The following is a 13919-nucleotide window of genomic DNA, read 5'->3' on the forward strand; positions in this document are numbered from 1 at the left end:
TCCGTCGAGTATACAGACTTAGCTTCACGAATCATGAAAGTCCGTCACTCCTTAGGAGCGGGCACCACAACCCAGAGGCCGACCTCAGAAGCGCCCTCCACCCGCCGGGAAGCCGGAACGAACATGCGGGAATGGAGACAGACTCGGCAGTGCGGACGTGAGCGGTCCTCTCCGTCGCCTGCGCCGGATCACCCTCGGGCTTCCCTGCGGCTGCGCGCTGCTCCTGCTGGCGTTGCTGCTCGCCCTGCCGCTGCTGTTCGCCGACGGCGGCGGCGGCACCAGCGCCGATGCCAGCTCTGCCGGCTGGTCGCTCAGCGGTGCGGGCACCGGCGTCACCGGCTCGGGCGGCCCCGTGGGTATGCCTGTCCGGACCGATCTCCGGCCCCTCTTTCCCTGGACTCCGGCCGGCGGACTCTCGACGGGGAGCTGGCCGTGGGGCCAGTGCACCTGGTTCGTCGTTTCCCAGGGGCGCCAGGGCGGCAGCCACCGCGTCACCTGGAGTGGCAACGCCGCCGACTGGTACGCCAACGCCGAGAGCGCCGCAGTACCGGTCGCCCCTGCCAGCGCCACGCCGGAGCCGGGATGGATCGCCGTCTTCGCCCCCGGCCACGGCTCGGATGCGTCGGTCGGCCACGTCGCAGTGGTGGTCGGGGTTCAGCCGGCCAGTGGCTCCTACACGGTCGCCGAGATGCACGTCCTCGGCCTGGGCGTCGCCGACCTGCGCACGTTGTGGCTGCACGGCTCCAGCCCGCTGCTGGAGGGGTGGATCCCATGAGCCGCCCGCCGGTGCGCAGCAGCGGCAGCCGCGGGCCGACCGGCGAACCCCTCGCGGCCCAGCTCCTCGTCCCCGTTGGGCTGGTGGTCGCCGGCATGGTCGCCTGGCTCGACGCCGCCGCGCTGCTGAGCAGCCTTCTCAGCGCCCACGGGGTGCCGGCGCTGCGTGGCGGCTGGCTGATCGGGCCGCTCCACCTCCTCGCCCACGCCGCCAACACCGGCGCGGCTTGGACGACGCCGTCGGCAGCGCCGCCGACCTGGCTGTACCTCAGCACCGCCGTGGTCCTCGGCACCGCCGTCCTGGTGGGCGTCGTCGTCGCCTGGCAGTGGTGGACGGAGCGCCGCGGCCGCCCCAGCGAGAGGCGCAAGCGCCACGGTTTCCTCGGACCGCGGGAGGCCAATTCCCTCTTCGGTGAACCAGCCGCCCGCCGCCAGGCAGCGCAGCTCCACCCCTCACTGTCGGCGAGCGAGTTGCGCCGGCGGCCCATCGCAGAACTGGCGATCCCCCTCGGACTCTGCGAGGGCACTGCCGTGTTTGCCAGCCACGAGCTCGCCGTTGCGGTCCTCGCCGGGATGCGCCAGGGCAAGACCACCGGGCTGCTGGCCCGGGTGGCCCTCAGCCACCGCGGCCCCCTCCTCTATACCACCACCAAGCCCGACGACTTGGCCCTCTTCTTCCAGCTCCCGGCGGGCAGCAGGGGTCGGGTGCTGCTGTTCAACCCTGACGATCTCGGTGACCTCGGCACCTGTGCCTTCGACCCGGTGATTGGCTGCCAGGATCCGGAGGCGGCCCGGCTGCGCGCCGAGGCGATCCTCGCCCGCCAACGGGCCCGCGGCCGCGACCGCGGCATCGATTGGGCCCTGCTCGCCGAGAAGCTGCTCAAGTACCTCCTCCACGCCGCCGCCCTCGAGCGAGCGGAAGGCCGTGAGTCGGGCATGGCCCGGGTGGTCGGCTGGGCCGCCGCCCAGGATTTCGATGGCGCTGGCGTCACTCGCTCGCTGCTGCGCAGTCCTGAGGCGTCGCAGTGGGCCGAGCTGCTCAAGGAGATGGGCCGCTGCGCCCCCGAAACCCTCTACAGCATCAAGATCAACCTCCACGAGGCCCTGGTCTGCTGGGAGGATCCCGGCCTGCTCCGCCGAGTGTCGCCGGGCAGCTCGGCGGAGGTCGTCGACCCTGCGGCGGTGGTCCGCAACGGCGACCGCCTGCTCATCCTGGCTCGACCCGGCGGGCACGCGGTCCCACTGGTCACCGCCCTGGTCTCGGCCGTGGTCGAGGCCGCCCGCCAGGAGGCGCGGCGGGCGCTCGCCTGGGGTGGGCGCCTCGACCCACCCCTGATGCTCCTCCTCGACGAGGTCACCAAGGTCTGCCCGCTGCCGCAGATGCCCGAGCTGGTCACCGACTGCGCCTCCCAGGGAATCGTCCCCATCTACTCGCTGCAGTCCCTCGAGCAAGGTGAGGAGGCGTGGGGGGTCTCGCGCTTCCAGGGGATGTGGTCGGCGACCAACTGCCACGTGGTCATGGGCATGATCTCCGGCGAGCGAACCCTGCGCGCGATCAGTGACCTCTCGCCCACGATCAAGGTCGAGGAACAGCGCGAGGGCCGCGACCGTCACGGCGTGCGGCTTGACCCGGTGGTCCGCTGGGAGCCGGCGTTGACCCGCGACGAAGTCCGCGCCATCGCCCACCACACCGCGGTGGTCTTCTGCGGGCCCCGGCCAATGCGGGTCCGCCTGCCCCACGTGCTCAGCCGCAGCTCGGAGGTGCGCATGCAGGCGGAGGCCTGCCGAGCCGCCTGGCTGGCCTGGGCCGCCCAGCGACAGGGGGCCACGGCATGAGCACCATCCAGCTGCCCTGGCAGCCCGAAGCTGCGGCCACTCGTGCCATCGGAATCCGCATTCGCCGACTGCGGCTCGGCCGCTTCCTCACCCAGGAGCAGCTCGCTCAAGCCGCCGGACTCGGTCGGGCCACCATCCGCCGCCTCGAGGGCGGCCAGGTGCGACCCCGGCTGGGCACCATCACCGCGCTGGCCGCCGCCCTCGACACCAGTCCGGAGGAGCTGGTGCCCGACCCGGCAGCGCTCTGGGGCGTGTAGCCGGTGGGCAGCGGATACGTCCGCTTCGGTCTCCCCTGGAACTGGGAGGGCCTCGACGAGACCGAGCTGCAGCGACGCCAGGCGGAGCTGCGCACCTGGGTCAACTGGTTTGTCGCCCGCTACCACCTGGTCGGAAGAGTCCCGCGCTGCTGGGATCGCCACCCGGGCCTGGTCGACGAGCTCAAGGCGCTCTGGTACTACCACGAGGAGGTGACCAATCCGCTGGTGCCGCTTGTCGACGGCGACGAGGTCCACGATCCGTCCGAACCCGAGGATCCCGAGGTGCTCGCCCGCGCCTACCAGGACTGGCACGAGGCCCGCTGGCGCTGGATGACCGGTCCCCTCACCGATGCTCCCGGTTACCGCGAGTGCCTGACCCACCAGGGGCACGTCGACGACGGTCACGCCAGCGACGCGGTGGTCTTCACCGAGGCGTCGGCGGCGCGGGTCGACGAGCCGATCGACGCTGCCCAGCTGGCGCGGTGATGAACACCGTCCACCTCATCGGCCTTGTCGGGTGCCGCCCTCGCGCCGTCGGGACGGCCGGCGATCGCGGCTTTCTCCTCCTCACCATCGCCGACGCCACAGCACAGCGAGTCGACCGCCACCGGGTCGTTGTCGCGGCTCATACCCCAATCGCCATCGAGGATTTCACACCCGGCGAGACCGTCTACGTCGAGGGGCGGTTGGGCCGCCCCGCCGACGGTCGTCGGATCGCCGTCATCGCCGCTCAGGCCTGGTCGATCGAGCCGCCACTACCACCGCCCGCCGACTCCGCTGCCGCTGCCAGCCACGCGTCTCCGCGAGAGCACCTTCGCCGTGGCCACGCGCGCCGGATCGCCATCGGCACTCCGCGGGAGAGGCTGATCTGGATCCGGCCCACAACAGTGGGCGCAGCGGATCATCGGCGTGCAGTTCTGTTGGAATCGGTAGGAATGGGGGTGGACGCTCCGAGTAGTGGGCCCACCGACCACGGGCCACCTGATCGCGCGGGCTAGACGGTGCGGGCCCGTCAACGAATGTCGACGCGGCTCCTCGCTCGGCGACGAGGTTATCGCCATGCGCAGCGTTCCATCCGCAGAATGTGCTCGTGGTTGAGGCGGCGCCGTCCTACAGCGTCCGGACGGCTCGGCCCGATGACTTGCTGGCCGTGCTTTGGGGGCATTCGCATAGCGATCCTGGCAGGCGCCTTCCTCGCGCTCCTTCAGAACTCGAGCAGCAAACCTGGGAACGAATGATGCGGACCGACGATCTGACTGTCTATCTCGCCGAGATCAGTGGCGAGACCGTCGGGACGGCAACCGTGATCACGCTTCCGAACCTCACCTATGGTTGTGCACCGACGGCCTTCGTTGAGGCGGTCGGCGTTTCCCCAGACCACCGTCGACGTGGGGTAGCCACCGCGCTCATGGCTCGGCTCCTCGACGACGCGCGGTTCGGCGGCTGCAACAAGGTCCAACTCCTATCGCACAAGCGCCACGCCACCGATGGCGCGCACCGCCTCTACACGGCCCTAGGCTTCTCGCCCGAAGCAGAGGGATTCCGGCTTTACCTCCGAGAAGTTCCCGAGGCGGTGAGGGCCGGAACCGACCAAGCGAGGTAGCCGCCGGTCAGAACCTCCTTTCAACTCTTGTATCCCATTCGCCCAGCAGACATCGACGCACCTGGCTTGTACCAAGGTGGCTCGCCTGTGCCTCGCCTCAGGGCTGGTGCTCCACCCGCCGACCGTCGACACTGAACCCACATGGCCGATCACCCCGCCGACGTTCCGACAAGACACTCGACGGTCGCGCACAACGGCGCGGTCGGACCAAGCGAGACGCGGAAACCGTGCTCGGAGCACGATTGACTGGCAACGAGGCCGACGCCCTCCTGCGTGCGCGGGCCAACAAGAAACGCGGACGAGTTGCTGGATGGACTAACGGGATCTCCGACGGCTGCCTCGGATTGAGCGGAAGCGGTTGTCTGCTGACCACGGTGCTCGTCACTGTTGCGCTGATCTCATGCCTCGAGGGAGGCTTTACAAAGTCTGCATTGCCGGAGCGCGACACTGGTTCGTGCGCCAGGCCTCGGGATGCTGCTCGCAACAGGAGGACCCGCTGATATGGGGGAGATTGGTCAGGCGGGCCGCGGCGGCCGAGTGAAGGTGTTGATGTTCCCCCTCGACCACAACCCACCCCATTTCCACGGCCGTCTGGCCAACGGGAGCATGGTCCAGGTTGCGATCGACACGGGGGATCTGATGGCCGGCACGTGGCCGCCTGCGCAGCTCGGTGAACTTGAGGAGTGGCGTGCGTCGCGGGTTCAGCAGCTGCGGGATGCGTGGGCGATCGCCGTGGCTGGCGAGATTCCGCCGGTGATTCCTTGAGCGCCGCGGGGATATAGGATGGTCGGCATGGAGCATGTGCAGGTGACCGCCGTCCACGTTCTCGGCCACATGCGTGTCCGCCTGATGTTCAGCGACGGTCTCATCCGCGACCTCGACTTGAGTCCGCTTCTTGACGCGGCCCCGGCCTTCGCTCGGCACCGCCGGGATCCGGCTTTCTTCTCACGCGTTCGGTTGCAGGATGGAACGATCGCCTGGCCTGACGAGACCAGCCTCGACCCCTTCGTGCTGCACGGCGACGCGGAGCCGGCGGCCGCGCCCCCACCGCGACTCATCGGAGAGCACCGACCCCCTGTCGAAGTGGCTGGTTAGTCGAACTCCAGGTCGGAAGCGCCGTCGGTCGAGATACTGCTCGGCGCGCCACCCAATTGTTTGAAGGCACCCGGCAAACGGGTCGGCCTGGTTCCCTTCCTCTCCACCGTGGCTCACTCGTGGCCCACTCGTGGACCACTACGTTCCGAGCCTTGCGGCTGGTCCGCAACCCTGCAATCATGAGTTCCTGGGGGTTCTTGAGCCCTCCGCGATGACGCTGGCTCGCCAGGTCCAAGCACCGTCGGGGTTGGAAGGGAGTCACGGGTGAACGCGAAGGTCGCCTACGCTGGACAGCGCCTCTGGTACGACCGGGGGCGCCTCTTAGCGCTGGTCGCCGTGGTGGTCGTGCTGGTGGTCACTGCGGTCGTTGGCGTGAAGGTCCTGACCGGCAGCGGCTCGGGCCACCCTCAGCTTGCATTCGCGCCTCCAATCACCAAGCCGACGCCGACCCCCGATCCGATCAAGGCCGCAATCGTCCAGGCCTACAAGAACGCCACCGCCGCTTACGTCCACGCCGCCACGACGGGCAACCCGACCGACCCGGCGCTGGCGGCTACCGCTCTTGGTGTGGCCGAGGTCACCGAAACGCTGAACCTTCAGAAAGACGTTGCCCTTCACATTATTTCGCGCGGCAGCATCAAGGTTGGCCATCCTCGAGTCGAGTCGATCTCCTCGGTCCCCGGGACTCCCAATAGCACCGCGCAACTGACCGACTGTGTGCAGGACGACCTGAATGGCTACAACGTTCAAACCGGGGTGCCTGTCAACGCTCAGACCGGCCTGCCCCTTCCTCCCGGACAAACCCCTGGTCCTCCGCAGGCTGAGCGAATTGTGGCAACCCTCGGCGAAGTCGGCGGGGTCTGGAAGCTGCTCGACGAGCAGCTCACGGTGGTGGCATCGTGTCCGGCCGATTGATTGTTCTGGGCTTGGCACTCTCCCTCGCCTTGGCGGGCGCGAGTGCCTCGCATGCGCAAGCCGACTCGCCCGCAGCGCCAAGTCCGGGAGGTGACCCAGCCAAGACCGGCACAGGACGGGCGGACGCAACAGCGGGCGGTGGAAGTGTCACAGCGACTGCCGCCAATCAACAGACGAATCCCGGCGCTGGCACCGGATCCGTGAGCGGCGCCACGAATCCCTGCACCTCGATGCCACTCCCCGATGGTGGGGCTCAGCTCAATGAGGAATGGCAACAGTTCCACACGAACCCGGCAGCCATCAACAGATTCGCGACCTACGGTGTCACCGCGGGAGTCGATCCGTCGACGGGCACGTGGTACCTACTGATGTGCCCCCCCGCTGGTGCCACGCCAGTGTGGGTAGCACCCGGCGGACCTACCCCAACCAGCAATCCGTTAGCACTCGCGCAACGGGCTCTGTCCGCCATTCGTCTCCCTGCTCCGCTGATGGAGATGGCTCCGTCGGCGTCTAGAGGGGTGGTCAACCTACTCGCCTATCTGTGGATCGATCGCGGGATTTGGACACCGCTGTCCGCAACTGCTGCCGCTGGCCCGGTGTCGGCGACCGCGACGGCGACCCCGGATAAGGTCGTCTGGGACATGGGCAACGGCGACGAGGTGACCTGCAGCAGCCCCGGCGTCCCATACGACCTCAACACTCCCCGTGAGCAGCAGCACACCGATTGCGGCTACGTGTACCCCCGTGACTCGCGTAGCCAGGCCGGAGGCACGTACACGGTCACCGCCACGGTGTACTGGCACGTGACCTGGACGGCAGCGGGTGCGCCCGGCGGAGGCGATCTCGGTGATGTCGCCGGCGCCCCCGCAACCACCCAGGCAGCGGTCGACGAGATCCAGGCGATCGTGACGGGCTGAGCCATGGCCAACATCGACCCCGACTCCGCCTTCGCTCCACCGCTGCGCCGATCGGTGCGGTCGTCGCTTCGGCCAGGCCCGGGAGCGCGGCGCTGGAGACCGGCCCTGGTGGCCCTCGGAGTGTTGTTGGTGGTCGGCAGCGCGCTGACCTTCTACGCCATTTCCAACCGGCTCAGCGCTCATCGACAGATCCTGGCGGTGAGCCACGCCATCAGCGCCGGCCAGGTCTTTGGTACCGGGGACTTCACCTTGGTTACGGTCTCAGTGGACACCGGCGGTCTGCGATTCATCAGCCAGGCCGACGAGTCCACGGTGATCGGTCGTCAGGCTGCGGTGCCGATTCCTGCGGGGGCGCCGCTCGTACAAGAAGAGGTTGGCCCACCGGCCCCGGCGAGCGGCCTGGCCACAATCGGCGTGCTCTGCAAGCCGGGCCAATACCCGCCCAGCCTGGCCGCCGGTGATCACGTCGAGGTGATCAACGCCGGTGCGCCCACCGGCCTCAGCGGTGGTACTTCCTCGGCTTCGGCAACCGCAACACCGATCGCGGCTGTCGTCACTGCCGTCGACGCGCCCACCGATACGGCAACCAATGGCCAGGTGGTGTCGTTGCAGGTCTCGGCGGACGATGTCGCTGCGGTCGCCCGCGCCGCGGCTGCGGGGACGGCCAGCCTGGTTCTCGTCGCCCCCGCCGGGTAGTCGCGGTGGAGGTCATCCCTATCGTCAGTCTGAAGTCAGCGGGTGCGACCACGGCCGCGCTCGCCCTGGCGACCGTCTGGCCTGAGCAGCGCCCCGCGCCCGTCGTGTTGGAATGCGACCCGGCCGGCGGCGACATCGCCGCCCACTTCGACCTTCCGCTCACACCCGGCCTGGTGAGCGTGGCCCTGGCCATGGATCGGCCCGCAGACGTGGGGGAGGGGATGGGTGTCGACCTTCGCTTGCACAGCCAGGTGCTCCCCGACCGCCGCGACCGCTCCCTCGTGCACGTGGTCGTGGCGCCGACATCCCCCGAGGAGATGCGCCGGCCGCTCGCACTGCTCGCCGAGAAGCTGTCGTTCTTGGCCGCAACCGAAACAGACATCCTGCTCGACTGTGGGCGCCTCGAAGCCGCGAGCATTCAGGGTCGGACACCAACCGTGCGCTTGCTGCAGCAGGCGGGCCTGGCGATTGTGGTCGTTCGCCCCCAGCTCTCCGAACTGCGCCGGCTGGCGGTGTGGCTCCCGGTCCTCCGCTCCGGCCACGTCGAGGTGATGGCGCTCCTCTCGCAGCGGGGTCCCTACGCCGAATCGGAGATCGCCCACACGCTCGAGGTCGAGGTCATCGGCTCACTCCCCGACGATCCGGCCAGTGCCGCGATCGTCGGCGGGGGCGCGGCGGGCCCACGTCCGGATCGCCTCCCGCTGCTCCGGGCGGCGCGCGCCACTGCCGCAGCGTTGGTGGATCGTCTGGCCACGGTGGGACGTCATCGGGATAGCAGCGAGGCCGTGCTCGGTACCGTCGTGCCGCTGACGGGAGGCACGCGATGAACCGCGGGCAGATCCGCGACGCTCGGACGTACGTCGCGGACCGCCTCCGTGAGTATCAGATCGCCACGCCCGGGGCGGACGGGCCCGCTGATGAGCAGGCGCGCGCCGAGCAGTACCTCGACGAGTGGCTCGGCATGGAAGCCCATCGACGGATGGCTGCCAACCAGCAAGCGCTGAGTCACTTCGACGAGCAGGAACTCCGGCGCGCGGTGCTGAACCGACTCTTCGGCCTGGGAGAGCTGCAACCGCTGCTCGACGACCCCGACATCGAAACCATCTTCATCAACGCTCACGACAAAGTCTTCGTGAAGCTCTGCGACGGCAGCAAGCGTGAGCTGGAGACACCGATCGCGGACAGCCAAGACGAGTTGATGGAGCAGATCCGGCGCCTGGCTGCGCGTGAAGGGCTCGGCGAGCGCCGCTGGGATCCGCTGGCGCCCTTCCTCGACCTGACTCTCCGCGACGGCAGTCGCGTCAACGCGGTTCGCGACGTGGTCCGCCACGCCACCATCACCATCCGCCTGCATCGGCTGATGACGGTGAGCCTCGACGACCTGGTGCGCATGGGCACCCTTCACACCGGTGACGCAGCCCTGCTCGAAGCCGTCATCCTCAGCAACCAGAGTGTGCTGGTCGCCGGCGTGACCGGCTCGGGAAAGTCCACCTTCGCACGCGGGCTGGCCTCCTGCATTCCGCCGCAGAAACGCATCGTCAGCATTGAGGACACCTTCGAACTCCATCTCGATCGTGACGACGCGCATCCGGATTGCGTGGCGATGCAGACACGGCGACCGAACGTCCAGGGCCACGGCGCGATCACCGCCGAGGATCTCTTCCGCAACGCATTGCGGATGAACCCGGACGTGCTCATCGTCGGTGAGGTCCGCGGGCCGGCGGAAGCGCTGCCCATGCTGATGGCCACCGCCGCTGGCGGCGCTGCCGGTTCCATCAGCACCATCCACGCCCAATCGGCGGAGCAAGCCATCCCCCAGCTGCAGACCTACATCCTGATGGGCGCCGAGCGGCTCCCCTTTGAGGCCAGTGCGCAGATCATCGCCAAGGCCTTGGACTTCGTGGTCTTCATCGAGCAGCGCGGCGCGCGGCGGCTGGTGTCGTCCATCGCGGAGATCCGCGGCGTGATGGGCGATCACGTCACCCTCAACGTCATCTCAGCCGTTGGAGCCGACGGTCGCCATCAGATGTCGGCGGCGTTCAGCCAGACGTGCAAGGACCGACTCGAAGCCGTGGGCTACGACACGCAGGAGTGGGCGACCGGCACGGACGGGGCGTACTCGTGAGCGCGCTCGCCGTTGTGCTCGGGGCCGTCTGCGCCGTCGGCATCGTCCTGATTGTCGCTGGACTACTGAGTGGCGGCAGTGGAAACAGTCGCGAGCGCTCTCGGCGGACGAACTCACGATCTCTGGAGCAGCGCGCAGTGCGTGTCGCCGCAGCGCTGCTGGCCGCAACCGCGGTGTTCCTGCTCACCCAATGGGTGACCGCCGCCCTGGCGACGGCTGCCGGCGTCCTCGTCGCCCCGTCTGTACGCGCGCGCCAGCAGGATCAGCAGGCGCGTCTGGCCAAGGCTGAGGCCCTGCCGGTGTGGTGCGAGATGCTCCGCGACATGCTCCAGGGAGCCCACGGTCTCGAGACGGTCATCAAAGCCACCGCGCACATCGCGCCCATGGCGATTCGTGCGGACACCACCTTGCTCGCTGCTGACCTCAACCGGATGTCGCTGCGCGACGCGCTGCTGGCTTTCGCGGATCGTGTCGCCGACCCCATCTGCGATCAGGTTGTGATGGGTCTGCGCATCGAAGGGGGCGAGCTGAGCAGCGTGCTGGGGTCGATCGCCCAATCCGCGCGAGATGGCCTGGAGGTGCGCCGGCACGTCGACGCGGGGCGAGCGAGCTATCGCTGGACGGCCCGCTTCACCATCGGGGTGACGCTGGTGTTTGCCCTCGGCCTCAGCATCTTCGACCGCAAGTACCTGTCCGCGTACGACGGCTACGGCCAATTCCTGCTGCTGATCGTCCTGGCATGCTTCGGCCTCGGTCTGTGGATGATGGCCCTGGTTACCCGCGGTGAGACACCGAAGCGTCTGCTGGTCGCGGACGGGGCGGAGGCGCTGCGGTGATCGAGGTGCTCCTGCTCGGCGCGACCGCTGGCTGCGGGCTGTGGTGCGTGGTCCTCGGTCTCTTCCCGGCGCGGCCGTCGCTCGCCCAGGGATTGGCGCGACTCGAGTTGGTGCCAATCCGGCCGCCGATCATCGTGGCCGCCGCCGCTCGGGCGGGCGCGCTGTCGCGCGCCGGTTCCCCGCTAGTCCAGCTGTTGCTCCGCCGTTCCGGGCCACGCACATGGCGGCGGCTGAGTCCGCACTGGCTGCAGGCGAACCTCACTGTGGTGGGCCGGACCATGGAGCGTCACCTGGCCGAGAAGGTGGGCACGGCTCTGCTCGGCCTGCTTTTCCCGCCTGTCGTCGCCGCGGTGCTCGCCCTCGCCGGCGTGGTCCTTCCCGTCGCCATCCCGCTCTGGGTGGCGCTGGTCTTCGGCGTCGGTGGGTTCGTCCTCCCCGACTTCGCGGTCCGCTCCCAAGCGGCGCAGCGGCGTCGCGAATTCCGTGACGACCTCGCAGCGTTCGTGCAGGTAACCGCCCTGTCGTTGACTGCTGCCAACGGTCTCGAAACGGCGATCGGCCACGGCGCCAACGCCGGCAGCAGCTGGGGCTTCAGCCAGATCCGCACCGCGCTCGCCCAGGTGACCTTCAGTGAGGAGACGCCCTGGGCGGCGCTGGCCCGTCTTGGCGCCGAGCTGAGCATCGACGAGCTCGAGGAGCTGGCCGCCAGGGTGAGCCTCGCCGGCCGCGACGCGGCGCAGATCCAGATGTCGCTGGCAACCTACGCGCAGACGCTGCGCGCCCGGCGACTTGCCGAGGTTGAAGCCGACGAGAAGACGGCGACCGAAAAGATGACTGCCGCGGGGGTGATGTTGTTGATCGGCTTCACGCTGTTTCTCGTGCTACCGGGTTTCAGTCTTCTGTTCAGCAGTCATTAGATCAATCGTTCAGGGGAGGAAGGAACCATGCTCGAGCGGACCGCAGTGACCATGCTTGGCTTGTGCGCACTGCTCGGTGCACACCTGCGGACCGAGGGACATCGGCGGCGCGTCGGCGAGCGCGGCTACAGCACGGAGATGGTTGTGGTGACCGCCGCTTTGGTGGTGCTCGCCATCGCCGCCACCGCGGTGATTGCCATCTTCGTCATGAAGAAGGCGAACGGACTCCAGTAGCTTGCAAGCCCTGCAGCGACATCGACGCGGACAGCGAGGCGCGGTCTCGGCGCAGCTGGTGATGGCCATGCCCGTGCTCATGCTGCTGATCACCGCCAGCGTCCAGTTCGCCGTATACGAGCACGCCGTCAACGTGGCTGTCGACGCCGCCCAGCGCGGCCTGCAAGCCGCGCGAGTCCAGGGCGGCAGCAACGTCGCTGGACAGACAGCCGCGATAAACGACGCGGCTCAGCTCGGCAGCAGCATCCTGGTCAGCCCCACGGTGACCGTCACCCGTATCGGTAACTCGATCCGTGTGCAGGTGCATGGAAACGCGGACGCGGTGATGCCGGGAATCACCCTGCAGGTGGTGGGCGTGGCGGCGGGCCCCGTCGACCAGTTCTCGCCGGCGAACGGGCCATGAGCGCGAGGCATCGTCGCTGTCGCGGATCGGCGGTCATCGAGCTGGTCCTGGCCGTCCCGATCCTGCTCATGTTTGTCGACCTCGGTGTTGCCGGCGGTCGCCACGCGCAGGCCCAGGCACTCGCCGACGCTGCCGCCCACGGTGCGGCCCGGGCAGCGTCGGAGGAGAGGACCGTGGCCGGAGCGACCGCCTCTGCAGACGCGGCAGCGGCGGCCAGCCTCGACCAGGCGGGGCCGAGTTGCGCGACGTACACCGTGAGCGTGGACACCAGCGCCTTCCACGCCGGCGGCACGGTCAGCGTCGACGTCCAGTGCCAGACCTCGCTGAGTGACCTGACCAACCTGCCGCTACCGGGCTCGATGCGCTTGGTCGGTCATTCGGTGTCGCCCATCGATGTCTTCCGGAGCTCTGCGTGAACGCGCGCAGGCGTGCGCGTGAGCGCGGCCAGGTGACCGTCTTCGTGGTCGGCCTGGCTATCGCCCTGATGCTCGTGATTGGGCTGACCATCGACGGCGGGCGCGCCCTCGCCAGCAGGCAGCGCGCCGTCGACGAGGCGCAGGAGGCCGCGCGCACCGGTGCTCAGGCACTCAGTGGTGCAGCGCTCTACGGCAACGCTGGCACAGCTCTCGATCCGCAACAGGCGGACGCGGCGGCACAGCGCTACATGGCCGCCACTGGCGACAGCGCCGATGTGACCGTCTCCGGCGACCAGGTGCATGTGCTCGTGCACACCACGGTGACCACGCAGATCCTCAGCATCGTCGGGATCAACAACCTGGCGATGACGGGGACGGCGACGGCCACCGCCCAGCGAGGCGGAACTGGACCATGACCGTCCTCCGGCGCATCGCCGGTGTCGCCGTCGTGCTGGGTGGCGTGGTGGCCGCCGCCCTCATCGTCGTGGGCGTTCCCCTCGCCCTGGCCAAGGGTTTCGGCTGGCCACTGCCGCACGCAATTCCTTCGTGGTCGGAGGTCAGCGCCGCTCTCCAGGGCGGCATCCCCGACATCGTGTGGGTTGACACACTCGCCTGCGTCTGCTGGGCCGCGTGGCTCTACATCGTGACCACGCTCACCCTGGAGGCGGTGGCCACCCTACGTGGCGTGGTGACGACTGGGCTCGCTCTCACAGGACCCGGACAGCGGCTCGCGGCCAGTCTGATCGCCACCGTCATCTTCGGCGTCGCACTGCTCAGCACTCGTCCAACCCCATCGCGGGGTGCTGCGCCGCTCGCCGCTGCCCTCCGCGCGTCGCAGGTCGCTGCTACGATGACCTCCCCCCCTCACGCCGCGCCGACCGACGCGGGGTCTCCG

At 68.9% G+C, this 13919-nt stretch carries 19 protein-coding genes and 1 pseudogene; all 20 read left to right on the top strand.

Translation table 11 applies throughout. The annotated features are described in order from the left end of the window. The first annotated feature begins 157 nt into the window (after nt 1–157). On the top strand, nt 158–775 hold the full coding sequence (locus JF886_RS15995; RefSeq protein WP_337314264.1) for a CHAP domain-containing protein: 618 nt from the start codon (nt 158–160) through the stop codon (nt 773–775). Next, complete coding sequence (locus JF886_RS16000; protein WP_337314266.1) at nt 772–2610, top strand: type IV secretory system conjugative DNA transfer family protein; 1839 nt, start codon at nt 772–774, stop codon at nt 2608–2610. The genes JF886_RS15995 and JF886_RS16000 overlap by 4 nt, the downstream gene beginning before the upstream one ends. Further along, nucleotides 2607–2867, top strand: a complete 261-nt coding sequence (locus JF886_RS16005) for a helix-turn-helix domain-containing protein (RefSeq protein WP_337314268.1) — start codon at nt 2607–2609, stop codon at nt 2865–2867. The genes JF886_RS16000 and JF886_RS16005 overlap by 4 nt, the downstream gene beginning before the upstream one ends. 3 nt (nt 2868–2870) lie before the next feature. Further along, entirely contained in the window at nt 2871–3353 is a 483-nt protein-coding gene (locus JF886_RS16010) for a hypothetical protein (protein ID WP_337314270.1), read from the top strand. After that, nucleotides 3353–3865: an AcrVA2 family anti-CRISPR protein gene (locus JF886_RS16015; RefSeq protein ID WP_337314272.1), complete on the top strand. Its 513-nt coding sequence runs from the start codon at nt 3353–3355 to the stop codon at nt 3863–3865. The genes JF886_RS16010 and JF886_RS16015 overlap by 1 nt, the downstream gene beginning before the upstream one ends. 152 nt (nt 3866–4017) lie before the next feature. Further along, nucleotides 4018–4470, top strand: coding sequence for a GNAT family N-acetyltransferase (locus tag JF886_RS16020; RefSeq protein ID WP_337314302.1), 453 nt, complete (start codon nt 4018–4020; stop codon nt 4468–4470). A 471-nt stretch (nt 4471–4941) separates the two neighbouring features. Further along, a complete protein-coding gene (locus JF886_RS16025) occupies nt 4942–5235 on the top strand; it encodes a DUF4160 domain-containing protein (protein ID WP_337314275.1) in 294 nt (97 codons plus the stop codon). 27 nt (nt 5236–5262) lie between these two features. Further along, a complete protein-coding gene (locus JF886_RS16030; protein ID WP_337314277.1) occupies nt 5263–5565 on the top strand; it encodes a DUF2442 domain-containing protein in 303 nt (100 codons plus the stop codon). A gap of 264 nt (nt 5566–5829) precedes the next feature. Then, entirely contained in the window at nt 5830–6480 is a 651-nt protein-coding gene (locus tag JF886_RS16035) for a hypothetical protein (RefSeq protein ID WP_337314279.1), read from the top strand. A 488-nt stretch (nt 6481–6968) separates the two neighbouring features. Further along, nucleotides 6969–7397: a hypothetical protein gene (locus tag JF886_RS16040; RefSeq protein WP_337314281.1), complete on the top strand. Its 429-nt coding sequence runs from the start codon at nt 6969–6971 to the stop codon at nt 7395–7397. A 108-nt stretch (nt 7398–7505) separates the two neighbouring features. After that, the gene (locus JF886_RS16045; RefSeq protein ID WP_337314283.1) at nt 7506–8093 is read left to right on the top strand and encodes an SAF domain-containing protein; all 588 of its coding nucleotides are present in this window, start codon (nt 7506–7508) and stop codon (nt 8091–8093) included. Nucleotides 8094–8098: 5 nt separating this feature from the next. Continuing rightward, the gene (locus tag JF886_RS16050) at nt 8099–8920 is read left to right on the top strand and encodes a CpaE/TadZ family protein (RefSeq protein WP_337314285.1); all 822 of its coding nucleotides are present in this window, start codon (nt 8099–8101) and stop codon (nt 8918–8920) included. Then, nucleotides 8917–10218 (top strand): TadA family conjugal transfer-associated ATPase, encoded by a 1302-nt coding sequence (locus JF886_RS16055; protein WP_337314287.1) that lies wholly within the window; start codon nt 8917–8919, stop codon nt 10216–10218. The genes JF886_RS16050 and JF886_RS16055 overlap by 4 nt, the downstream gene beginning before the upstream one ends. 137 nt (nt 10219–10355) lie before the next feature. Then, nucleotides 10356–11054, top strand: a complete 699-nt coding sequence (locus tag JF886_RS16060; RefSeq protein WP_337314289.1) for a type II secretion system F family protein — start codon at nt 10356–10358, stop codon at nt 11052–11054. Next, complete coding sequence (locus JF886_RS16065; protein WP_337314292.1) at nt 11051–11971, top strand: type II secretion system F family protein; 921 nt, start codon at nt 11051–11053, stop codon at nt 11969–11971. Before JF886_RS16060 ends, JF886_RS16065 begins: the two co-directional genes overlap by 4 nt. A gap of 27 nt (nt 11972–11998) precedes the next feature. Continuing rightward, nucleotides 11999–12205 (top strand): hypothetical protein, encoded by a 207-nt coding sequence (locus JF886_RS16070; protein ID WP_337314294.1) that lies wholly within the window; start codon nt 11999–12001, stop codon nt 12203–12205. Between the two features lies 1 nt (nt 12206). Next, complete coding sequence (locus JF886_RS16075; RefSeq protein ID WP_337314296.1) at nt 12207–12608, top strand: TadE/TadG family type IV pilus assembly protein; 402 nt, start codon at nt 12207–12209, stop codon at nt 12606–12608. Next, nucleotides 12605–13024 carry a TadE/TadG family type IV pilus assembly protein gene (locus JF886_RS16080; protein ID WP_337314298.1) on the top strand — a complete coding sequence of 140 codons (420 nt, stop codon included), beginning with the start codon at nt 12605–12607 and terminating at the stop codon, nt 13022–13024. Before JF886_RS16075 ends, JF886_RS16080 begins: the two co-directional genes overlap by 4 nt. Continuing rightward, nucleotides 13021–13440: a TadE/TadG family type IV pilus assembly protein gene (locus JF886_RS16085; RefSeq protein WP_337314300.1), complete on the top strand. Its 420-nt coding sequence runs from the start codon at nt 13021–13023 to the stop codon at nt 13438–13440. The genes JF886_RS16080 and JF886_RS16085 overlap by 4 nt, the downstream gene beginning before the upstream one ends. Next, nucleotides 13437–13919: pseudogene (locus tag JF886_RS16090) on the top strand (hypothetical protein); the annotation flags it as partial. The gene JF886_RS16085 and the pseudogene JF886_RS16090, both read left to right, overlap by 4 nt.

It is taken from the genome of Candidatus Aeolococcus gillhamiae (genome assembly GCF_016464765.1).
GTDB lineage: Bacteria > Chloroflexota > Dormibacteria > Aeolococcales > Aeolococcaceae > Aeolococcus > Aeolococcus gillhamiae.

Bases quoted from the DNA above. Each gene is read 5' to 3' on its own strand.
- JF886_RS16000 (WP_337314266.1), top strand. From the start codon at position 772: ATGAGCCGCCCGCCGGTGCGCAGCAGCGGCAGCCGCGGGCCGACCGGC.
- JF886_RS16005 (WP_337314268.1), top strand. From the start codon at position 2,607: ATGAGCACCATCCAGCTGCCCTGGCAGCCCGAAGCTGCGGCCACTCGT.
- JF886_RS16015 (WP_337314272.1), top strand. From the start codon at position 3,353: ATGAACACCGTCCACCTCATCGGCCTTGTCGGGTGCCGCCCTCGCGCC.
- JF886_RS16025 (WP_337314275.1), top strand. From the start codon at position 4,942: ATGCTGCTCGCAACAGGAGGACCCGCTGATATGGGGGAGATTGGTCAG.
- JF886_RS16030 (WP_337314277.1), top strand. From the start codon at position 5,263: ATGGAGCATGTGCAGGTGACCGCCGTCCACGTTCTCGGCCACATGCGT.
- JF886_RS16040 (WP_337314281.1), top strand. From the start codon at position 6,969: ATGGAGATGGCTCCGTCGGCGTCTAGAGGGGTGGTCAACCTACTCGCC.
- JF886_RS16055 (WP_337314287.1), top strand. From the start codon at position 8,917: ATGAACCGCGGGCAGATCCGCGACGCTCGGACGTACGTCGCGGACCGC.
- JF886_RS16070 (WP_337314294.1), top strand. From the start codon at position 11,999: ATGCTCGAGCGGACCGCAGTGACCATGCTTGGCTTGTGCGCACTGCTC.
- JF886_RS16080 (WP_337314298.1), top strand. From the start codon at position 12,605: ATGAGCGCGAGGCATCGTCGCTGTCGCGGATCGGCGGTCATCGAGCTG.